Below are 22,378 nucleotides of genomic sequence, written 5' to 3'. Positions count from 1 at the left end.
AGACAAAAAGAAAAATCTCCTCAATTGAGGAGATTTATTTAATCTTTAATATGACTTGATAGTTGTTTTTGGTATTCTTCGTTTGATTTTGCTTTTTCTTCAGCAAATTTCTTGCGGAATTCTTCCATTTCTTTACTTGTCACAATCTTATCTTGAATCTTCAGATATTTATAACTGTTTTCACTTGTTTTATCACCGACCCAACCATCTGCTCCTGTTCCTGGGACTTTCTTTGTAACAAGCATTTGGGCACCGTCAGAGTTAACAGGGATGATCAAAGCACTATCTGTCAACCATGCTTGAGCTTTAGCATATTTTGAATAGCGTTTTTCGAGATCTGTTTTCTCACTGTTTGCATCATCAAGTAATTCTTTGTATTTATCCAATCCTACTGCCTTAATGGCTGAACTATCTGATCCTGGTGCAATACCAAGTGCTCCAAGAAGAGTTGGTCCAGATGTTGGATCAAATGCATCAAGATAGGTTGATGGATCTGCATAGTCTGGGCTCCATCCACTGTTTGGATTGATATCCCAGTCGATATTATCTTTTGAAGTTGCAAGAACGGTCATACTTCCCAATTCATCATCAGAAACTTGTTGGATATCAACCACTACATTTTCAACTCCAAGAGCTTCCTCTATTGATTGTTTATACGATTGAGCTTGACGTACAAAATCTGTTTGAGTAGAGGAAACTGGCAAGTCCAAGTGAATAGGGAACTGAACACCGTCAGCTTGAAGAGTTTTCTTAGCCGCTTCAAGTTTGGTTTTAGCTTTCTCTACATTATGAAGTGAATCTTGTGCATCATCTAGGCTAACATCGCTCCAAGCAGTATCCAACTTGTCAAGTTCTGCTTTTGTTACTTGACCAAAAGATTGATCTCCAATTTGAACAAACGTTGGAGGTGTAAAGCTAGTACGTAATTTACGAGGGGCAACTTCATCACCAAATACTTGAGAGACAGCAGCCTTACGATCTGCTCCAAAAGCCAAGGCTTGGCGGAAATCTTTGTTCAACAAAGCTTTCTTAGTAGATGTTTTTTCTTCGTCCGTTGTTTTAGAAGTATGGTTATAGGCTACACGGTCAATATTAGTTGAAATGTAGTAGCTACCTCCTCTTTGTTGACCATACACAATGTTGTCTTTGTATTTTTCTTTAAATCGCTCATAGTTTGCAGAATTCTTAAAGAGCGGAGCTGCTGGGTAGTGGCCTTCATCAAAACCACGACCAAGAGAGTCTGCATCTTGACCATCAAAGAAGGTCAATTTTATATCATCAATGAAGACATTTCCTTTATCCCAATAGTTTTGGTTTTTTGTCATCTCGATTGAAGATTTCGATGTGAGACCTTTCAGAAGGTAAGGACCATTGTATAGAATACTTGTAACATCAGTAGGTTTACCAAAATCATCCCCTTTAGAGGCTAAAAAGTCTTCATTGATTGGTGCTAAAACACCCATCGTTGTCTTAGAATTCCAGAAAGATTCAGGATTATTAAGCGTATAAACGAGTGTATAATCATCTGTCGCCTTAATTCCAACAGTAGAAAAATCATTTGTTTTCCCGTTAATATAATCATCCAACCCTTTGATTGAATCCTGTACAAGATAGAGGGCTTGTGATTTCTTAGCGACAGCATGTTTCAAACCTGTCACGAAATCCTGAGCCTTTACTTCACCATATTCTTCGCCTTCATTAGTGTACCACTTAATCCCTTTCCGGATTTTATAAGTGTAAGTCAAACCATCTTTAGAAACACTCCAGTCCTCTGCTACAGACGGCACCAGATTTCCATATTGGTCATTCTCAAGCAAACCATCGATGACATTCCCAGTCACCTGTTTGGTACTGGAATTTCCAGAAACTGTGTAGTCCAAAGTTGCGGGATCCGATGAGAAGACATAAGTATAAGTCACAGGTTGGTTGGCATTTTTACCACCAGACGAACAAGCTGCTAGTAGTGCTGAGGACAACACTGCTACTGCAGCCGTTAGAAAAATACGTTTTTTCATAAAACACTCCTTTAAATCAAATATATGATTATTATATCACTTTGATTTTTGAAAGCAAGGTAAAAACTAAATAAATCTCCCTAAGATGTTTTCTGTAATTTTCAAAAAATGATGAAAGTCAGTTAAGAATTTCATTTTGTGGTATAATAAGTTTATCATTATTAAGAGGTATGGACATGAAAGAAACTGTTTATTTTGGAACTTACACTCGTCGCTTATCTAAAGGGATTTACAAGGCAGATTTTAATACAGAAACAGGCCAGCTTGCAAATCTTGAACTCTTTGCTGCTGAACCAAGTCCGACCTACCTTGCCTTTGACCAACAGCAACACTTATACACCGTAGGGAGCCAGGATGGTTTGGGTGGAATCGCTGCTTACAAGACAGATGGCTCTTTGTTAAATCATGTGGTGGAAGAAGGCGCTCCCCATTGTTATGTGGCAGTGGATGAAAAGCGTGGTCTCATTTATGGGGCCAACTATCATAAAGGTCAAGTTCTGGTTTATAAACGTCAAACGGATGGTAGCCTTATCCAAACGGATCTGGATCAGCATAGCGGACAAGGCCCTCATGAAAACCAAGCTTCCCCACATGTACACTTTACGGATCTAACACCTGACCAGTATCTCGTTACATGTGATCTAGGCACGGATGAAGTAACTACCTACGATGTTAGCCCAGAAGGAAAACTAAGTAAACTCTACACTTATAACAGCCAAGCTGGAGCAGGTGCTCGCCACATCGTTTTCCATCATCATTATAAGATTGCCTACCTCATCTGTGAACTCAACAGTACCATTGAAGTCTTGATTTACGATGGTGTTGGTGAATTTGAACGCATGCAAGTCATTTCGACTTTGCCAGATGGATATGAGGGATTTAATGCTACTGCCGCCATTCGTCTTTCAAAAGATGGTAAATATCTCTATGCATCAAACCGAGGTCATGATTCCATTGCTGTATTTAGCATCCTAGCTGATGGTAGTCTGGAATTATTAGAAATTGTGCCCAGCCATGGACAAAATCCGCGCGATTTCAATCTTACTCCTGACCAAGAATTTCTAATTGCAGTTCACCAAGATTCAGATAATGCAACCGTCTTTAAACGTAATCCCGAAACTGGTCGATTAGCTGAGCTTTCTAACGATTTCCAAGTTCCCGAAGCCGTTTGCATCACATTTAAACATTAATGTAAAATAAAAATGAACTTGCTTAAGCAAGTTCATTTTTATTTTATAGTTTATTTCCGACATTGATACGGTTAATGGCACGTTGTAAAGCAACCTTAGCTCGCCGTTCTTGGTCAATCAAGTGTTTATCTTGTGCTTCTTCAATCTCACGTTCAGCACGAAGTTTAGCACGTTGGGCACGGCTAATATCGATATCACGAGCACGTTCTGCTGAGTCTGCTACAATAGTAATGATGTCATTGGCAATCTCGATAATTCCTCCGTTCACTGCAATCCAGTTCACATGAGTATCGTCATCGATTCGTTTTACCTTTACTTCATCAACCGCTAAAACCGCAATCATATTTTCATGTCGTGGCAAGATCCCCATCTCACCATCCAGAGTTCGTACCGATACAAAGCTGGCATGGTGATCATAGACGAGGCCATCTGGTGTCACGATCTGGACAGTTAAATGAGCCATAGATCACCTCTTAAAATCCCATTTTCTCAGCTTTTGCAATCACATCTTCGATTGAACCGACACCACGGAAGGCATCTTCTGGTAGATGGTCATATTTTCCTTCAAGGATTTCCTTAAAGCCGCGAACTGTTTCCGCCACTGGTACATAAGAACCAGGTTGGCCAGTAAATTGTTCGGCAACGTTAAAGTTTTGAGACAAGAAGAACTGGATACGACGGGCACGAGCAACCAAAGTCTTTTCTTCATCAGAGAGTTCATCCATACCAAGGATAGCAATGATATCTTGCAATTCATGATAACGTTGAAGGACACGTTTGACCTCAGCAGCAACTGCATAGTGCTCCTCACCAACAATCTCAGGTGCCAAGGCACGAGAGCTTGAAGCCAGTGGATCAACGGCTGGGTAGATACCCAACTGTACCAACTTACGTTCCAAGTTTGTTGTTGAATCCAAGTGAGCGAAGGCTGTTGCTGGCGCAGGGTCAGTATAGTCATCCGCTGGCACATAGATAGCCTGGATAGAGGTTACAGATCCCTTCTTAGTTGATGTGATACGTTCTTGCAATTGACCCATTTCCGTAGCAAGTGTTGGTTGGTAACCAACGGCTGAAGGCATACGACCCAAAAGGGCAGATACTTCTGAACCAGCTTGAGTGAAACGGAAGATATTATCGATAAAGAGAAGCACATCTTGGCCTTCTACATCACGGAAGTATTCAGCAATTGTCAAACCAGTAAGGGCAACACGCATACGTGCTCCAGGTGGTTCATTCATCTGACCAAATACCATGGCTGTTTTCTCGATAACGCCTGATTCTTTCATTTCCCAGTAAAGGTCGTTCCCTTCACGAGTACGTTCCCCAACACCAGTAAATACTGAAATACCACCGTGTTCTTGGGCAATGTTGTGAATCAATTCTTGGATCAAGACAGTTTTACCAACTCCGGCACCACCGAAGAGTCCAACTTTCCCACCTTTAAGGTAAGGGGCAAGAAGGTCGATAACCTTGATCCCTGTTTCCAAGATTTCAGATGAGGTAGACAATTCATCAAAAGTTGGAGCTTTCTTATGAATTGGCTGACGCTCAGCGTCTTCATCGAAAGGAGCATCCAAGTCAATGGTATCTCCCAAAACGTTGAAGACACGTCCCAAAGTTTCTTTACCTACTGGCACAGAGATTGGACGGCCTGTGTCCAAAACTTCCATTCCACGAGTCAAACCATCTGTTGATTCCATGGCGATAGTACGAACCATACCATCACCCAACTCCAAGGCTACTTCAAGGACGATTTTTGTTTTTCTTTCGTCATTTTTGTAGACGACAAGTGCATTATTAATCTCAGGAAGTGTTTCACCTGCTGCGAACAAGACGTCGACAACGGGTCCAATAACCTGAGCAATTTTACCTGAACTCATCTCCTTCTCCTATTCTATATAAGATACTGTCGGTTCCTAGTTCAACTAGGTCCTAATACTCTTCGAAAATCAAATTCAAACCACGTCAGCGTCACCTTACCGTACTCAAGTACAGCCTGCGGCTAGCTTCCTAGTTTGCTCTTTGATTTTCATTGAGTATAAGTTCATTTTCATACGAGCTGGACTAAATCCTATTCTAAGGCACTAGCCCCCGCTACAATTTCTGTAATTTCTTGTGTAATCGCCGCCTGTCTGGCACGGTTATACTGGATTGTCAAATCATTGATAACTTTCTTAGCATTATCAGTCGCCGTTTGCATGGCTGTCATACCTGCAGCATTCTCAGCTGTCTTGGCATCAATGATAGCCCCGTATATCATACTTTCTGCAAACTGAGGTAACAACTGCTCTAGAATCTCATCACGACTCGTTTCCAACTCAAAGGTCAAGCTATACTCTTCATCCGCTTCATTTGGATCTAAGTCAACAATCGGCAGCATTTGTTCCACACGCATTTGACTTGTGAGAGTATTGACATGATGGTTATAGCAGACATAGAGTTCATCAAAAAGTTCGTTTTGGTACATCTCAATCGTTTTTGAAATAATTTTACGAACTTCATCAAAACTAGGTTGATCTGCCAAGCCACGTAGTTCATAGATTGGCTGAATACCACGAGCCTTAAAGAAATCAGCTCCCATACCACCGATACAAATGATCTCAAAACCTTTACCATCTGGATGGTATTCTTCTTTCAACTCCATAACAGCTTTAAGGATGGAAGCATTATAACCTCCAACCAAGCCACGGTCTGAAGTGATAACGATATAGCCTGTTTTCTTAACTGGGCGACTGATGAGCATCGGATTGGTTGAACCACCAGATCCGTTACCATGCAGAATATCCGTCAAAAGCTTACGAACTTTCTGAGCGTAAACTTGGAAGTTGCGAGCCGCTTCTTCAGAGCGACCTAGTTTAGCAGCCGATACCATTTGCATGGCATTAGTGATTTGACTAGTATTTTTTGTTGAGGCGATTTTTGTTTTAATATCATTTAGAGATACTGCCATCTGACACCTCTATTCTTATTGGAAGCTGGATTGTTTGAGAAACTCTGTAATCGCAGCATCCAAGACTGCTTCTTCTGGCAAGTCTTTTGTTTCACGAATAGTTTCCAAAATCTCTGGATGTTGTGCATCAAAGAAATCATGAAACTCTTCCTCAAAACGAACAATGTCATCTACAGGAATCGTATCCAAGAAGCCATGTGTCAAAGCATAGAGAATGGTTACTTGTTTCTCAACAGGTAATGGTTTGTGAACTGGTTGTTTCAGAACTTCAACGGTACGACGTCCACGATTTAACTTAGCTTGAGTAGCCGCATCCAGATCAGAACCAAACTTAGTGAAGGCTTCCAACTCACGATATGAAGCAAGGTCAATACGAAGTGTACCAGCAACCTTCTTCATGGCTTTAATCTGTGCCGAACCACCTACACGGGATACAGATGAACCCGCATCAATGGCTGGACGAATACCCGCATTGAAGAGACCATCACCAAGGAAGATTTGTCCGTCAGTGATAGAAATCACGTTGGTTGCGATATAGGCAGAGATATCTCCTGCTTGTGTCTCAATAAATGGTAGAGCTGTGATTGAACCACCACCAAGTTCATCAGAAACCTTAGCTGAACGCTCAAGCAAACGGCTATGAAGGTAGAAAACATCCCCAGGGAAGGCTTCACGACCTGGTGGACGACGAAGCAAGAGGGAAAGTTCACGATAAGCGACCGCTTGTTTTGAAAGATCATCATAAACGATCAAAACATGCTTCCCTTGGTACATAAACTCTTCTGCCATAGCAACCCCAGCATAAGGAGCTAGGAAGAGCAATGGAGAAGGTTGTGAAGCAGAAGCTGTCACAACGATTGTGTAGTCCAAGGCACCGTACTGACGAAGTGTTTCAACTTGCGTACGAACAGTTGACTCTTTTTGTCCAATCGCTACATAGATACAGATCATATCTTGACCTTTTTGGTTCAAAATAGCATCAATAGCGATGGTTGTTTTCCCTGTCTGACGGTCACCGATAATCAACTCACGTTGACCACGACCAATCGGAACAAGGGCATCAATAGCTTTCAAACCTGTTTGCAATGGTTCTGATACAGACTTACGTTGCATAACGCCAGGAGCCGGCGCTTCTACTGGACGAGACTTGTCAGTATGGATTTCTCCAAGACCGTCAACTGGACGACCAAGCGGGTCGACAACACGTCCAATAAGGCCCTCACCAACAGGAACTTCCATGATTTTACCTGTACGACGAATAGTATCGCCTTCACGGATATCTGTAAAGTCACCTAAGATGATAATCCCAACGTCTGTAGACTCCAAGTTTTGCGCCATCCCATAAGAGCCATTTTCAAAAATCAACAGCTCTCCACTCATGGCATTTTCAAGACCGTGAGCACGCGCAATTCCGTCCCCGATATAGGTTACAACACCTGTTTCCGATACATCAAAATTGGGTTTGAAATTTTCAATTTGTTGCTTAATTAAAGCGCTGATTTCTTGTGCGTTAATTGCCAAAAGAACACCACTTTCTATTTCAAATTTTCTTTAACAACTCGAAGTTGTTGTTTAATACTCACATCAATTGTCTTGTGATTAGCAAAAATGACAAAACCACCAATGAGTCCTTCATCAATTTGTTCTTTGACGCTCCGCACTTTCAGAGACATTTTTTTCTCTATCAATGGGAGCAGACGTTCCTTCTGTTCATCTGTTAAAGGATGGGCTGAAGAAATCGTGACTACAAAACGATTGGTCTCTTTTTCAAGGCGATTCAAACAATCAACAATGATATCATAAAAAAGATTTGCTCTGTGATTGTAAATCAGAACCTGAATAAAGTTTTGCATTAAAGGTGACACAGAGTCTTGAAAGAAACGAACTGTTTTTTCCTTATCTGACTCATCAACTGCCACCTGAGCTAAAAAAGAAGGTAAGCCCGTTTCTTCTGCGACTTGCTTGATTTGATCCAAGTCTGAAAAAATCCGGTCCTCTTCTCCTTTTTCAATCACTAATTGGACAAAAGGCATGCTGTATTTTTCAATTACCTTTGCTGTTTTCTTGTCCATTAGGCTTCTCCTAGCTGATCGATATACTGATCAATGAGTTCCTTATGGGCATGACTGTCAAGGTTTTGTGAGATGATTTTCCCAGCTAGACTAACTGTCAAATCTGCCACCTCGCCCTTAACACTCTGTAAAGCCTCAGCTTTGTTTTGCGCAATTTCTTGGTTAGCTTTTTCTTTCAAGCGACCAGCTTCTAGCTTAGCTTCAGCCAAAATATCTGATTTACTCTTTTCAGCTGTCTCTTTAGCATTTTCAATGATAGTTTTAGCTTCACTACGACTACCTGCTAATTCATCTTCGCGCTTTTGAGCAAGAGTCTCTGCTTTTTGACGAGCTTGTTCAGCGCCATCAATATCAGCAGCAATCTTTTCAGCTCGTTCTTCAAAGATACTTGTCAAGTTTGACCATGCGTATTTTTTGACTAAGACGACCAAAAGGATAAAAGAGCCAGCGATTAAAATAAAGTTACCAATCAATTCACCTACTGTTACGTGCATCATTTACTCCTTTCTACTCTTCATCATTAATTTTATTTCCTAGATACATTGAAGACAAGACTGTGAATACATAGGCCTGAACACAGGAAATAAACACAGAGAATGCCGTCCAGACAAGATTGGTAACAAATGCAACTGGATACCAATAAAGAGCCTGATGAGAAAGAGTAATAAGCAAGCTTGCCATCACTTCTCCGGCAAAGATATTCCCGAACACCCGCAAAGCAAGTGATAGGAAATTCGTGACTTCTTCAAGGAGATTCATCGGTGTCATGAAACCTGGGGTTACAAAACCTTTTAGATATTTTTTAATACCACGACGACGAATTCCTTCTATATGGGTCATCAGGATAATTCCAAATGACAAAGCCAAGTCAAACTGGAGATTTGCAGTTGGCGATGTCCAAAGGTTTGTCCCATCTGTAGTTTGAAGTTTCGCCATCAAACCAAGATTGTTTGCGATAACCATAAAAAGAAATAAACACAAGTAAAAGAGTGAGTAATCTTTCATGTACCGAGAACCTACGTTGGGTTCTGTAAATCCGACTACAAAGTCATAGAGATACTCTAGTACATTTTGCTTTCCTTTGGGTCTCACAGTCATATTACGACTTGCCCAATAGATAAAGCCAAAAATCAGTGCCACAGACAACAAAGTCAATGCTGTCAAGGTTAAATCAAAGGTAACAGGACCAATATTGATGGTTGGATTGATACTTTCTTCCATCTAGAATCCTCCCTTTTCCATTTTATACTTCTCTTTATTTGATGATAAATGAAAATACGAGAGTTACAAAGAATGTTCCTTCGATAAAGGCAATCCCCATGATCATCAAACTACGCAATTGTGGGATGATATCTGGTTGGCGTGCTGCAGACTTGAACAAACCGTTCATCAAAAATCCTTCTGCAAGAGATACACCCATACAGGCAAGACATAGACCGAAAAATGTTAAATTCATGATGAATTCTCCTTTTATTTAAAATTTACTTACTTAGTTTAGTCCTAAAATTTATTTTTGTCAACTTTTTACTTACGTTGGAAGCGTTTCAGATGATTTATTTCTATTTTTGCTATTTTTATACCACTGTATAGATAAGTTTTTCATTTTTTGATGAAATGTGTCTCCACTTTTTCTATATTTTCCGAAATAAATTGAAAAATCCAAGTTTAGAACTTGGATAGATTCAGTTTATTTAAAATAGTAGGAATAGTGTTGTTTACAACCTGGATTAAATGGAGCACTGCAGTAAGGACAAGTCATCTGTTTTTGGTATTCTTGAAAAGTCATTGTCCTCTTACAACCCCCACATAAAATCGGTCGATCCTCAGAAAGAGCCAAGGAATAGGGCGAAAAAACATGCGTTTCTATAGCATTGTGGCACTGATAGCAAGCATAATATTTTTTACACTCATAGCACTGAAGAGAAACAATGTCCTTTTCGTTATGATAATGAATACATCTACTCTCATCATCAACTAACAAACCTTGTGCTTGATTCATTCACTTTTCCTTCTCTAGGCACGAACTGTGACGCTGGTTCCATCTTCCTTATAGAGATTGATAAGACCTTCCTTGAGAGCGCGGACCATGTCCCCTGCTTGAACAGGTTGTGGAACCTTAATGGTCAAGAGTTCCATTGGATTTGGAGCACGGTCAATTTTATTTCCTTTAGAATCGTGAAGATTTTCGATATAGGTTTCAAAATGACGGAAACCTGGCCCATAAAACTCAACTTGATCGCCTTCGTTGATGACATTTCGTTGACGAATGGTTGCTGTCTGAGTTGCTTCATCATAAGCTACCACTTCAGCAACAAACTTGTATTCAGGGATTTTACGACGTGCACCAAACAACTGTTCATTTTCTGTAGGTGTACTATAATAGAAACCTGTTGCCAATTCACGTTGGGCAACCTTCCACATCTCATCTACCAGGTCCTGTTTGATAGCTTCAAATTTTTCTGGGCTTTCAAGGTAAGCATCCACAGCCGCCTTGTAACAGTTGGTTACTGTTGAAACATAGTGGATTGACTTCATACGACCTTCAATTTTTAGACTATCTACACCATTTTCAATCATATCTGGGATATGGTCAATCATAGACATATCAACGGCTGACATTGAAAATTCTTCTGGAATTTCACCTTTCAGACTCTTACGTTCTTGACCAAAAGGCATGTCGTAAAGGTCGTATTTCCAACGGCAAGACTGTGAACAACCCCCACGGTTGGCATCACGCATACTCATGTGGTTTGAAAGAGTGCAGCGTCCTGAGTAGGAAATACACATAGCGCCATGGACAAAGGCTTCAATTTCTACATCAGTACGTTTGCGAATTTCTGCCAATTCTTCCATTGAAACTTCACGGGCCAAAACCACACGTGTCAATCCTAGTTCTTTCCAGAACTCAAGAGTTTCATAGTTCGTCGCACTGGCTTGAGTAGAGAGGTGGATTTCAAGACCTGGTGCTTCTGTTGCTGCAATCATGATCAAGGCCGGATCTGACACGATAACTGCCGCAATCCCGATGTCACGCAACTTACGGAACCACTCGCCAGCACCAGCTTCGTTTCCTTCATGCATAACCATGTTAGCAGCCACATAGACCTTAGCACCGTACTTAGCAGCGAACTGCACACCTTCTTCCATCTGTTCAAAAGTGAAGTTTCCTGCACGGCTACGAAGACCATAAGCTTGTCCACCTATAAAAACAGCATCAGCTCCATACCGAACAGCCACTTTTAGCTTCTCTAAAGTCCCTGCAGGCGATAAAACCTCAGGACGTTTTAATGTTTTTGTCATGTTTTCTCCTATTTGCAATATAAAAGTTTGACGTTTTTCCTTCTCATTTTATAGTAAATAAAGGATAAAATCAAGCCTAGACAGATTGTTTTGACAATTCTAATCTTTTAAGAAAACAAAAAACTAGCCTCTCTAAACTAGTTATTTTCAAGATAAAATTCAAAGCGCTCGCCCACGTATTGACTCTTTACATACTCGAAAGCAGTCCCATCTTCAAGATAAGAGACCTGAGTCAAGGCTAAAATGGCATGCCCCTTTTCGACTTCCAGATAGTGAGCAATTTTTTCCTTAGCCAATCTCGCATAAATAGTCTGTTGGGATTTGCCAATCCGGTAGCCATGTTGCTGCAAGGTTTGGAAGAAATGACTGGTGATTTCTTCTTTTTTAAAATCCTTAATAAATTTCTCAGGAATGGATGCGACTTCATAGACTAGTGGAACTTGGTCAGCGTAACGCACCCGTTCCATACGGATAATATTCTCTGTCGGAGTAATCCCCAGCTTAGCGACCTCTTGCTCATTTGGAATGGTTCTTCTGTAAGAAATGAGCTGGCTAGAAGGGACTTTCCCCTGAGATTTGACAATCTCCGTAAAACTAGTCGTTCCCCGCATTTTTTCTTGGACACGAGTGCTAGAGACAAAAGTCCCACTTCCTACACGACGCTCCAAAACTCCTTCCTCAACCAAGAGAGAGATAGCCTGGCGTAATGTCATCCGGCTAACTTGAAACTGTTCCGCTAAATCTCGCTCACTTGGAAGCCTCTCTCCGATCTTCCAATGATGCTCATCTATATCCTTCTTAATCTGATCGTGGATTTTCATATAAGCTGGTAACATGATTCTCACTTCTTTTCTTTATTTTCTCCATTGTACCGTATTTGCTAAGAAAAAGTCAAACTTTGCCTTGTTTAGTTGGTAATTCGCCCCTATTTGTGATAAAATATTGAAAAAGATACTTCTTTTGAGAAAGGAAAAAGATGAGCAACATTTCAACTGATTTGCAAGATGTCGAAAAAATCATCGTGCTGGACTATGGTAGCCAATACAACCAGCTGATTTCACGCCGTATTCGTGAAATCGGTGTTTTTTCAGAGCTAAAAAGTCACAAAATCTCAGCCTCAGAGGTTCGTGCGATAAACCCTGTAGGGATCATCCTCTCTGGTGGACCAAACTCTGTATACGAAGATGGTTCATTTGATATTGACCCAGAAATTTTTGAACTTGGCATTCCAATTTTAGGAATCTGCTATGGTATGCAACTTTTAACTCATAAACTTGGAGGAAAAGTTGTCCCTGCTAGTGATGCTGGTAACCGTGAGTATGGTCAATCACCACTTACCCATACCACTTCTGCCCTCTTTGAAGGAACTCCTGAAGAACAGATTGTTTTGATGAGCCATGGCGATGCTGTTACAGAGATTCCAGCTGATTTCGTTCGTACTGGTACTTCTGCTGACTGTCCTTATGCAGCTATTGAAAACCCAGAAAAGCACATCTATGGTATCCAATTCCACCCAGAAGTTCGCCATTCTGTATATGGGAATGATATCCTTCGCAACTTTGCCCTTAACATCTGTAAGGCTAAAGGCGACTGGTCAATGGGCAACTTTATCGATATGCAGATCAAGAAAATCCGTGAAACTGTAGGTGATAAGCGTGTTCTTCTAGGCCTATCAGGTGGTGTTGACTCTTCTGTTGTTGGAGTTCTTCTTCAAAAAGCAATCGGTGATCAATTAATCTGTATCTTTGTAGACCACGGTCTTCTCCGTAAGGGAGAAGCTGACCAAGTTATGGACATGCTTGGTGGTAAGTTTGGTTTGAATATTGTCAAAGCTGATGCTGCAAAACGATTCCTTGATAAACTTGCAGGTGTTTCTGATCCAGAGCAAAAACGGAAAATCATCGGTAACGAGTTTGTTTATGTCTTTGATGACGAAGCAAGCAAGCTCAAAGATGTAAAATTCCTTGCTCAAGGAACGCTTTACACTGACGTGATTGAGTCTGGTACAGATACTGCTCAAACCATCAAATCACACCACAATGTTGGTGGTCTTCCAGAAGACATGCAGTTTGAATTGATTGAACCACTCAATACTCTCTATAAAGACGAAGTCCGTGCCCTTGGTACAGAACTTGGTATGCCGGACCACATCGTATGGCGCCAACCATTCCCAGGACCAGGACTTGCTATCCGTGTCATGGGTGAAATCACTGAAGAAAAACTAGAAACTGTTCGTGAGTCTGATGCTATCCTGCGTGAAGAAATCGCTAAAGCTGGTCTTGACCGCGATATCTGGCAATACTTCACTGTCAACACAGGCGTTCGTTCAGTTGGTGTTATGGGTGATGGTCGTACTTATGACTACACAATCGCCATTCGTGCAATCACTTCTATCGATGGTATGACAGCAGACTTTGCCAAAATTCCTTGGGAAGTCCTTCAAAAGATTTCCGTACGAATCGTAAATGAAGTGGATCACGTTAACCGTATCGTCTACGATATTACAAGTAAACCACCTGCAACTGTAGAGTGGGAATAAACCAATCAAACACAAAAGAACTCTGAATCAGATTCAGAGTTCTTTTTTATATGCAGGGAAAGCATTTCTGCTTTCCTTTTTTTATTTGCGTTTCTTCTTCGCTTTTTTCATTTTGTTGGCCATGCGTTTCATAGACTGTTTCATGGCAAATTCACCGATTTTACCTTTGAGTCCGCCACCAAACATCTGGCTCATATCTGGCATGCCTGCGCCTCCGAGACCTGACATATCCGGCATTCCACCTTGTCCCATCATGCCTTCGAGGGCAGACATATCCATCCCTCCCATATTTGGCATATTTTTAGGAAGGTTATTTGGATTGATTCCCATCTGCTTCATCATCTTGTTCATATCTCCAGACATGACACCTTGCATGAGCTGTTTGGCCTGGTTAAAGTCCTTGATAAATTTATTGACTTCGACAAAGGTATTTCCAGAACCTGCAGCGATACGACGGCGACGGCTTGGATTTAACAAATCAGGATTTTCGCGCTCTTCAGGTGTCATGGAAGACACAATGGCGCGTTTTCGCGCAATCTGGCGCTCATCCACCTTCATATTTTGAAGGGCTGGATTGTTAGCCATCCCTGGAATCATCTTGAGCAAGTCTTCCATTGGTCCCATGTTTTGCACCTGATCCAATTGATCAATGAAATCATTGAAATCAAAGGTGTTTTCACGCATCTTCTCAGCCATTTCAAGGGCTTTTTGCTCATCGTATTCCTGAGAAGCTTTCTCGATCAAGGTCAGCATATCCCCCATACCAAGGATACGGCTAGACATACGGTCTGGGTGGAAGGTTTCGATATCCGTAATCTTTTCACCCGTACCGGTGAACTTGATAGGTTTACCAGTGATATGACGAACGGATAGAGCCGCACCACCACGTGTGTCCCCATCAATCTTGGTAAGGATGACACCAGTTACTTCTAACTGAGCATTGAATTCACGGGCAACATTAGCCGCTTCCTGACCAATCATGGCATCAACGACGAGTAGAATTTCGTTTGGTTGGGCCAATGCTTTTACGTCACGAAGCTCATTCATGAGAAGTTCATCGATTTGTAAACGCCCTGCCGTATCGATCAAAACATAGTCGTTATGATTGGCTTGCGCTTGCTCCAAACCTTGGCGAACAATCTCAACAGCTGGCACTTCTGTTCCAAGTGCAAAGACAGGAACATCAATTTGTTGTCCAAGTGTTTTCAACTGATCGATGGCTGCTGGACGATAGATATCCGCTGCAATCATCAAAGGACGAGCATTTTCTTCCTTCTTGAGTTTATTAGCCAGCTTACCAGCAAAGGTCGTTTTACCAGCCCCCTGCAAACCGACCATCATAATGATTGTCGGAATCTTAGGTGACTTGATAATCTCAGCAGTATCAGAACCTAAAACAGCCGTCAGTTCCTCATCAACGATTTTGATAATCTGTTGGGCAGGATTGAGGGTATCAATGACCTCGTGTCCGACTGCACGTTCACGAACCTTCTTGATAAAGTCCTTTACAACAGGCAAGGCAACGTCAGCTTCCAGCAAGGCCAAGCGAATCTCTTTGGTTGCTTCCTGGACATCAGCCTCAGATATTTTTCCTTTTTTACGTAGATTTTTAAAGACGTTCTGTAAACGTTCCGTTAAACTTTCAAATGCCATTTTTCTTCCTCTTATTCTCTATTATCAATGCTTGTTAAAATTTCTATCTGCTCCTGCAGAAAGTCATCCTTGGGATAACGCTCCAAGATCTGGTCAAAAATCTGACTGCGGACAATGTAGTCCGAATACATGTGCAGTTTCATCTCATAATCTTCTAGAATCTTTTCCGTCCGCTTGATATTATCATAGACAGCCTGACGACTGACACCGAACTCTTCAGCAATCTCAGCAAGACTGTAGTCATCAGCATAGTAGAGTTCAATATAGTTCATCTGCTTGTCTGTCAAAAGCGCAGCATAAAATTCAAAAAGCGCATTCATACGATTGGTTTTTTCGATTTCCATAACCTTTATTATACCAAAAAAACGATTATACTGCTAGAGTAGAAGCACTTCAAATAGAACAAGAAGAAAAAAGAACCTTGCAAGGCAAGATTCTTTTAGTGTCTGACTTAAATAATTGTTCTTCTGGGAACTTAATCGAATTAAGCTTCGATTTCTGTAACCATACCTGAACCAACAGTACGTCCACCCTCACGGATAGAGAATGTAGTACCTTGTTCTACGGCGATTGGGTGGATCAACTCAACGTCGATAGTCACGTTATCACCAGGCATTACCATTTCAGTACCTGCTGGAAGTTCGATTGAACCTGTAACGTCAGTAGTACGGAAGTAGAATTGTGGACGGTAGTTGTTGAAGAATGGAGTGTGACGTCCACCTTCTTCTTTAGTAAGGATGTAGACTTCACCTTTGAATTTAGTGTGTGGGTTGATTGAACCTGGTTTAGCGATAACTTGTCCACGTTCGATTTCGTCACGTTGAATACCACGAAGAAGGACACCTACGTTATCTCCGGCAAGACCTTCATCAAGTTGTTTACGGAACATTTCAACACCAGTAACAACTGCTTTTTGAGTTTCGTCTTTGATACCAACGATTTCGATTTCATCGTTGACACGAACAGTACCACGGTCGATACGTCCTGAAGCAACAGTACCACGTCCAGTGATTGAGAATACGTCTTCGACTGGGAGAAGCAATGGTTTATCTGTATCACGTTCTGGTTCTGGGATGTACTCATCAACAGTATCCATCAATTCCATGATGATATCTTCGTATTTAGTATCACCTTCAAGTGCTTTAAGAGCTGAACCTTGGATAACTGGAAGATCGTCACCTGGGAAGTCGTATTCTGACAAGAGGTCACGGATTTCCATTTCAACCAATTCAAGCAATTCTTCGTCGTCTACCAAGTCAACTTTGTTCATGAATACGATAAGGTGTTTAACACCAACTTGACGTGAAAGAAGGATGTGTTCACGAGTTTGTGGCATTGGTCCGTCAGTTGAAGCTACTACAAGGATAGCTCCGTCCATTTGAGCGGCACCAGTGATCATGTTTTTAACGTAGTCCGCGTGTCCTGGAGCGTCGATGTGAGCATAGTGACGTTTTGCAGTTTCATACTCAACGTGCGCAGTGTTGATAGTGATACCGCGTTCGCGTTCTTCTGGAGCAGCATCGATAGACGCATAGTCTTTAGGTTGGTTAACTGCTGAAGGCAAGCGACGTGCCAAAACAGTTGTGATAGCTGCAGTCAAAGTAGTTTTACCGTGGTCAACGTGTCCGATAGTACCAATGTTAACGTGTGGTTTACTACGATCGTATTTTTCTTTTGCCATTTGAGTAAAAGCCTCCAATAAAATATATTTTATAGATAGACAGTAGGCAATACAGTCTAACTTTCCTTACTATTTTATCAAATTTCTGCTAAATTGCAAGTGTTTTACACATATTTTGTGAATTAATCTGAATCTTACAAAGTGCTGTTCTTCTGCTTCTTTATACAATTCAAGCTTATTTCATTCTAGCGGTATTATGCTCACAAAAAAATCAGGTTTCCCTGATTCTAAATGGATTCTGATTTTTCCAGTTCTTTAGCTTCCTTATGATTTTCATATAATTTTGCCAAGAACTTAGTGATTTCTTTGAGAATAGAGTAGGTTGGCACTGCTACAATCATCCCTATGACGCCGTAGATATTACTTGACAATAAGAGAAGCACCAAAATCGTAATCGGATGTACTTTCATAACCCCTCCAACAATACGTGGATAAAGAACATTTCCGTCGATTTGCTGAATAATAAGCATATAGGCAACCGCAATCAGCATACGATGAGGATCCGTGAATACATTCGCAATCACCATCGGAATCAAGCCAATACTTGGACCAACATAAGGAATCAAATTTGCGATTCCAGAGAAAATAGCAAAAACAAGAGCGTACTTTAATCCGATAACGCTATAACCAATATAGGCTAAACATCCAATAATAACCGCATCAATCGCAATTCCGCTGATATAACGTGCTATGGTTGTATTGAGATTGGTTAAAAGGCTAGAGAGATTTAATTTGTCATGTTTTAAGACAGTTCGTTCCAACATAGGCAGCAACTTATGTCCATCTAACAAGAAATAAATCAAGAAGACGGGGGTCATAATGAGAATCAGAACCGTGCTAAACAAGGCTGAAAGGACGCTTCCTAAACTGTTGCTGACGCTATTAAGAATATTCTGTAGGATATCCACATAGGAGAGATTTAACTGTTGAATTGTTTGTTGAATATCGATATTCTGGAAAATAGGGTTCATTGACAAATCAATAACCAAATCCTGCAATCTGCTATAGATGTTTTGACTAGAAATAATCAAGCTAGTCAACTGATTAATCAGAATCGGCAAGAGATAGACGACCCCTACAACGATGGCACCAATTAAAGCACAGAGAGTGACCAAGACACCAATTAGACGATTAATTTTACATCTCTTTTCCAAAAAGGTAACGATTGGATTGGTAATGTAGTAAAAAAATCCACCTAACAAAAATGGAATCATGATGGTATTCACAACCGTCACGAAAGGAGTAATAATCGCTCCCATCTCTCTCCAAAGATAGAAAATCAGTGTTAATAATAAAATTTCAGCTGTCCAAAAAAATAATTTGTTTCTACGGAACATAGGCATCCTCCTCTATTTATTTTATCATATTTCTTCAAAAGATAAGATGGCTTTAGTATAAAAGCGAGAATATTTTTTTTCTTTATGATAAAATAAAGCTAATATGAAAAAAATAATTCTATCTTTTATAACACTTTTTGTTTTTGGAACAGTTTCTACTGTTTCTGCTCAGGAGTTTGATGTTGCTGCTAAACATGCCATTGCTGTCGAGGCTACAACTGGAAAAATCCTCTACGAGAAAGATGCAAATCAGCCTGTAGAAATTGCTTCTATTACCAAACTTGTTACAGTCTATTTGGTCTATGAAGCTCTGGAACAAGGAACTATCAGCCTATCTACACCTGTTGATATTTCGGACTATCCTTACAAACTTACGACCAATTCTGAGGCGAGTAACGTCCCTATGGAAGCTCGAAATTATACTGTTGAACAACTATTAGAGGCTACAATGGTGTCCAGTGCAAACAGCGCTGCGATTGCGCTAGCAGAAAAGATTGCTGGTTCTGAGAAAGACTTTGTAGACAAAATGAGGGCTAAACTTCTTGAATGGGGAATTCAAGATGCAACTATTGTAAACACAACTGGTTTAAATAATGAGACCCTTGGTGATAATATCTATCCTGGTTCTAAAAAAGATGATGAAAACAAGTTGAGTGCCTACGACGTTGCAATCGTCGCTCGTAATCTCATCCGAGATTATCCTCAAGTTTTGGAAATCACCAAAAAGCCAACTTCTACTTTTGCTGGACTTGAAATCCACTCAACCAACTATATGTTGGAAGGAATGCCAGCCTATCGTGGTGGTGTCGACGGTTTGAAAACAGGTACTACCGACAAAGCCGGTGCTTCTTTCGTTGGAACAACTGTTGAGAAAGGGATGCGTATCATTACGGTTGTTTTAAATGCAGACCAGCAAGATAGCAACCCTTATGCACGTTTTACTGCAACTTCTTCACTTTTAGATTATGTTTCTGCAAACTTTGCTTTAAAAACTGTCGTTCAGAAAGGCGAAACCTATAAAGATAGCAAAGTGACAGTCCTTGATGGGAAAGAAGATAAGGTAGCTGCAATTGCTAAGTCAGATATTTCAATCGTCCAACGAGTTGGAAGTGAAACAACATCAGCTCTTCAATTCACACCAAAATCAGAAATAGCTCCACTGGAAGAAGGCAAGGTTGTCGGTACTCTAACCTATGACGATCAGGATTTGGTCGGTCAAGGTTATCTCACTTCTGAAAAACCTTCTTTTGAAATGGTCGCTGAAAAGAAAGTAGAAAAAGCCTTCTTTTTGAAGGTTTGGTGGAATCAATTTATCCGCTTTATCAATGAAAAACTATAAAAAAATCGCGAACAATCGCGATTTTTTCTTTATTTTATTTCATTTCTTTAAATGCTGCTTCCGCATCTGCATTGCTAATAGCACCAAATTGGATTTTTCCGATTTTTCCTTGGCTATCAATCAAGTATTCCGTTGGAATACTACGAATTTGGTAGGCTTGAAAAGTAGTTGCTTGCGTATCGTATAGAACTGGTATATCCTTGTATCCTTGTTCTTGGTACCATTTTGGAAACTCTTCAACTGTTTTTTCACCTTGTAGCCCTGGTGCGACAACACTTAGGATTTCAAAATCTCGATCTTGTTTTGCAGCTAATTCCATCAACTCAGGCATACTCTTTCGACAAGGTCCACACCAAGAAGCCCAGAATTTTAAATAGACTTTTTTCCCTTTATAGTCTGATAACTTGACTTCTTTGCCATCCATAGACTGCAAGGTGAAGTCTGGCGCATCCTTACCGACCGCGATTTGCTGTACAGTAGACTGTTTGGGATTTTCCGTTTGTTTGGTTTCTTTTTCACCACAGGCAATCAACAAGAATAGAGACATGAGGCTCAATCCAGCAAAAATAACTTTTTTCATCTTTTTCTCCTTTTATCCAAGAATTCCTGACAAGGCATTTAACTGCCCGAGCATTAATAATAATCCCATCAAAATAATCAAGGCTCCCCCGATTTTCTTTAGTAGGATCATATGGGGTTTTAATTTGCTAAAATAGGGCATGATCCATCCCGAAGCCAAGGCCAGAACAAGGAAAGGAAGGGCCATTCCCAATGTGTACACTAAGGTTAGTAAGGCTCCTTGCCAAGCACCATTCCCTCCAGAAGCTGCAAGAGCCAAGACCGAACTCAAAACTGGTCCGATACAAGGGGTCCAACCAAAACTAAAGGTTATCCCAAGCAAAAAAGCTGACAGATAGTGATTAGACTTTGATTGTTTGAAGGTGACTGTCTTTTGAACTTCCAGTTTATTGAAATGCAAGATTTCCATCTGGTGAAGTCCTAAAAGAATAATGACTATGCCCATAGCATAACGAAACCAGTCTGCATAGAGCATGTGCCCTAGGAATCCAGCTCCAAATCCTAAAATAAAGAAAATGAGGGAGATTCCTGCAATAAAGCACAAGGTTCGAATTAAGCCCGACCATGCAACGTCTCTTCCAAAAAAGCGAAAGCTTTTCGAATTTCCCTGATCATCCAGTAAAATACCAGCATAGACAGGTAGCAAAGGAAAGATGCAGGGTGAAAAGAAGGACAGGAAACCTGCTAAAAAAACGGATACTAGAAATATAATCGACTCCAACGAATTACCTACTTTCTCAAAATTCTAATCTTATTTTACTATAAAAGAAAAAAATTGTAAGAAGTCTGCTACGCTTATCTTTTTTATCTCGACTAGGTACAAAAAAAGGAGCTAAGCTCCCTTTTATCATTCTAATACGTTCCTTCTTCACCTTGACTAGTCAAGATAACTGGACCGTCTTTGGTAATCACGAACTGGTGTTCATACTGGCAAGACAGTCCACCATCTATAGTCTTATGAGCCCAGCCAGTCTTCATATCTGTATCGATTTCCCAGTCACCAGTATTGATCATGGGTTCAATGGTTAGTACCATTCCTTCACGGAGACGGAGTCCACGGCCTGCAATACCGTAGTTAGGAACCATTGGCTCTTCGTGCATTGTTGGACCAACACCATGACCAACCAAATCACGTACAACCCCATAACCGCGACTTTCAGCGTATTCTTGAATGGCTGCACCGATATCACCGATACGATTTCCAACAACCGCTTTCTCAATCCCTATATACATAGCTTCCTTGGTCACGTCCATCAAGTTTTTCACTTCTTCAGACGGTGTACCAACCGCATAAGCCCAACATGAGTCTGCTAAACCACCAGTATAGCTTTGGGTGTATTTTTTCATTTGCTCAACATTGTTGAAGTTAAGTTTAGATACATTGAGGTCGGATTGGGCAATCGGACCACCCAGTACCATGTCAACCTTGAGCAAATCGCCATCTTTCAAGATGTAATGACGTGGAAAAGCGTGAGCTACTTCGTCGTTGAGAGAGCAACAAGTGGCATAGGGGTAATCCATGACTGCACCATCCACACCAATCTGTAAAGGAAGAAAATTCTCCTCTTTGCAACGTCGACGAACATACTCTTCGACTTCCCACATATCTACGCCTGGCTTAATCAAATCACGTAAGCCGATATGGATACTTGCTAGAAAATCACCAGCCTTGTCCATGGCTTCGATTTCACGTGCTGATTTTAAAGTTATCATTTTTTCTCCT

Annotated in this window: 22 protein-coding genes; 3 read left to right on the top strand and 19 right to left on the bottom strand. The window is 40.8% G+C overall.

The genetic code is table 11. From position 1 onward, the window contains the following. Window positions 1–38: 38 nt before the first annotated feature. Complete coding sequence (locus ATE37_RS00760) at window positions 39–2,015, bottom strand: peptide ABC transporter substrate-binding protein (RefSeq protein ID WP_084867155.1); 1,977 nt, start codon at window positions 2,013–2,015, stop codon at window positions 39–41. 176 nt (window positions 2,016–2,191) lie between these two features. Here ATE37_RS00760 and ATE37_RS00755 point away from each other — a divergent pair, with 176 nt between their 5' ends. Continuing rightward, window positions 2,192–3,205, top strand: a complete 1,014-nt coding sequence (locus ATE37_RS00755; RefSeq protein ID WP_084867153.1) for a lactonase family protein — start codon at window positions 2,192–2,194, stop codon at window positions 3,203–3,205. A gap of 43 nt (window positions 3,206–3,248) precedes the next feature. On the opposite strand, the gene ATE37_RS00750 is transcribed toward ATE37_RS00755, so the two are convergent. From ATE37_RS00750 to ATE37_RS00700, 11 genes are all read right to left on the bottom strand, one after another. Further along, a complete protein-coding gene (locus ATE37_RS00750) occupies window positions 3,249–3,668 on the bottom strand; it encodes a F0F1 ATP synthase subunit epsilon (RefSeq protein ID WP_000940837.1) in 420 nt (139 codons plus the stop codon). 10 nt (window positions 3,669–3,678) lie between these two features. After that, window positions 3,679–5,085 (bottom strand): F0F1 ATP synthase subunit beta, encoded by a 1,407-nt coding sequence (gene atpD, locus ATE37_RS00745; RefSeq protein WP_084867151.1) that lies wholly within the window; start codon window positions 5,083–5,085, stop codon window positions 3,679–3,681. A 191-nt stretch (window positions 5,086–5,276) separates the two neighbouring features. Further along, window positions 5,277–6,155 (bottom strand): F0F1 ATP synthase subunit gamma, encoded by an 879-nt coding sequence (locus ATE37_RS00740; protein WP_061414282.1) that lies wholly within the window; start codon window positions 6,153–6,155, stop codon window positions 5,277–5,279. 15 nt (window positions 6,156–6,170) lie between these two features. Continuing rightward, window positions 6,171–7,676, bottom strand: a complete 1,506-nt coding sequence (gene atpA / locus ATE37_RS00735) for a F0F1 ATP synthase subunit alpha (protein ID WP_084854135.1) — start codon at window positions 7,674–7,676, stop codon at window positions 6,171–6,173. Window positions 7,677–7,690: 14 nt separating this feature from the next. After that, on the bottom strand, window positions 7,691–8,227 hold the full coding sequence (locus tag ATE37_RS00730; RefSeq protein WP_057489043.1) for a F0F1 ATP synthase subunit delta: 537 nt from the start codon (window positions 8,225–8,227) through the stop codon (window positions 7,691–7,693). Continuing rightward, window positions 8,227–8,721 carry a F0F1 ATP synthase subunit B gene (atpF, locus tag ATE37_RS00725; RefSeq protein ID WP_000558551.1) on the bottom strand — a complete coding sequence of 165 codons (495 nt, stop codon included), beginning with the start codon at window positions 8,719–8,721 and terminating at the stop codon, window positions 8,227–8,229. The genes ATE37_RS00730 and atpF overlap by 1 nt, the downstream gene beginning before the upstream one ends. 13 nt (window positions 8,722–8,734) lie before the next feature. Then, the gene (gene atpB / locus ATE37_RS00720; protein WP_084867149.1) at window positions 8,735–9,448 is read right to left on the bottom strand and encodes a F0F1 ATP synthase subunit A; all 714 of its coding nucleotides are present in this window, start codon (window positions 9,446–9,448) and stop codon (window positions 8,735–8,737) included. Between the two features lie 34 nt (window positions 9,449–9,482). Beyond that, window positions 9,483–9,683 carry a F0F1 ATP synthase subunit C gene (locus ATE37_RS00715; protein ID WP_001054552.1) on the bottom strand — a complete coding sequence of 67 codons (201 nt, stop codon included), beginning with the start codon at window positions 9,681–9,683 and terminating at the stop codon, window positions 9,483–9,485. 231 nt (window positions 9,684–9,914) lie between these two features. Next, the gene (locus ATE37_RS00710; RefSeq protein ID WP_084867147.1) at window positions 9,915–10,226 is read right to left on the bottom strand and encodes a CHY zinc finger protein; all 312 of its coding nucleotides are present in this window, start codon (window positions 10,224–10,226) and stop codon (window positions 9,915–9,917) included. A 14-nt stretch (window positions 10,227–10,240) separates the two neighbouring features. After that, the gene (locus ATE37_RS00705) at window positions 10,241–11,527 is read right to left on the bottom strand and encodes a peptidase U32 family protein (protein ID WP_000169123.1); all 1,287 of its coding nucleotides are present in this window, start codon (window positions 11,525–11,527) and stop codon (window positions 10,241–10,243) included. A 137-nt stretch (window positions 11,528–11,664) separates the two neighbouring features. Next, on the bottom strand, window positions 11,665–12,363 hold the full coding sequence (locus ATE37_RS00700) for a GntR family transcriptional regulator (protein ID WP_000936178.1): 699 nt from the start codon (window positions 12,361–12,363) through the stop codon (window positions 11,665–11,667). A gap of 140 nt (window positions 12,364–12,503) precedes the next feature. Between ATE37_RS00700 and guaA the strand changes: the two genes are divergently transcribed. Beyond that, complete coding sequence (gene guaA, locus ATE37_RS00695) at window positions 12,504–14,066, top strand: glutamine-hydrolyzing GMP synthase (RefSeq protein WP_084867146.1); 1,563 nt, start codon at window positions 12,504–12,506, stop codon at window positions 14,064–14,066. A gap of 81 nt (window positions 14,067–14,147) precedes the next feature. On the opposite strand, the gene ffh is transcribed toward guaA, so the two are convergent. The 4 genes from ffh to ATE37_RS00675 form a co-directional block, all read right to left on the bottom strand. Beyond that, window positions 14,148–15,719, bottom strand: a complete 1,572-nt coding sequence (gene ffh, locus ATE37_RS00690) for a signal recognition particle protein (RefSeq protein WP_061417690.1) — start codon at window positions 15,717–15,719, stop codon at window positions 14,148–14,150. Window positions 15,720–15,730: 11 nt separating this feature from the next. Continuing rightward, a complete protein-coding gene (locus tag ATE37_RS00685; RefSeq protein ID WP_000402066.1) occupies window positions 15,731–16,063 on the bottom strand; it encodes a putative DNA-binding protein in 333 nt (110 codons plus the stop codon). 140 nt (window positions 16,064–16,203) lie between these two features. Then, the gene (gene tuf / locus ATE37_RS00680) at window positions 16,204–17,400 is read right to left on the bottom strand and encodes an elongation factor Tu (RefSeq protein WP_001040717.1); all 1,197 of its coding nucleotides are present in this window, start codon (window positions 17,398–17,400) and stop codon (window positions 16,204–16,206) included. Window positions 17,401–17,627: 227 nt separating this feature from the next. Beyond that, window positions 17,628–18,737: an AI-2E family transporter gene (locus tag ATE37_RS00675; RefSeq protein WP_000489825.1), complete on the bottom strand. Its 1,110-nt coding sequence runs from the start codon at window positions 18,735–18,737 to the stop codon at window positions 17,628–17,630. A 103-nt stretch (window positions 18,738–18,840) separates the two neighbouring features. Between ATE37_RS00675 and pbp3 the strand changes: the two genes are divergently transcribed. Beyond that, the gene (pbp3, locus tag ATE37_RS00670; protein WP_033605658.1) at window positions 18,841–20,076 is read left to right on the top strand and encodes a D-alanyl-D-alanine carboxypeptidase PBP3; all 1,236 of its coding nucleotides are present in this window, start codon (window positions 18,841–18,843) and stop codon (window positions 20,074–20,076) included. A 34-nt stretch (window positions 20,077–20,110) separates the two neighbouring features. Here pbp3 and sdbB read toward each other — a convergent pair whose 3' ends face one another. From sdbB to ATE37_RS00655, 3 genes are all read right to left on the bottom strand, one after another. Then, window positions 20,111–20,656 carry a thiol-disulfide oxidoreductase-associated lipoprotein SdbB gene (sdbB, locus tag ATE37_RS00665; RefSeq protein ID WP_084867144.1) on the bottom strand — a complete coding sequence of 182 codons (546 nt, stop codon included), beginning with the start codon at window positions 20,654–20,656 and terminating at the stop codon, window positions 20,111–20,113. Window positions 20,657–20,668: 12 nt separating this feature from the next. Then, entirely contained in the window at window positions 20,669–21,376 is a 708-nt protein-coding gene (gene ccdA2, locus ATE37_RS00660) for a thiol-disulfide oxidoreductase-associated membrane protein CcdA2 (protein WP_084867142.1), read from the bottom strand. A gap of 131 nt (window positions 21,377–21,507) precedes the next feature. Continuing rightward, window positions 21,508–22,368 carry a methionyl aminopeptidase gene (locus ATE37_RS00655; protein WP_084867140.1) on the bottom strand — a complete coding sequence of 287 codons (861 nt, stop codon included), beginning with the start codon at window positions 22,366–22,368 and terminating at the stop codon, window positions 21,508–21,510. Window positions 22,369–22,378 lie beyond the last annotated feature (10 nt).

This window comes from Streptococcus oralis subsp. tigurinus (assembly GCF_002093575.1).
GTDB lineage: Bacteria > Bacillota > Bacilli > Lactobacillales > Streptococcaceae > Streptococcus > Streptococcus oralis_CH.
Note: the sequence above shows the minus strand (reverse complement) of the source record. Positions and strands in the feature narration are given on the sequence as shown.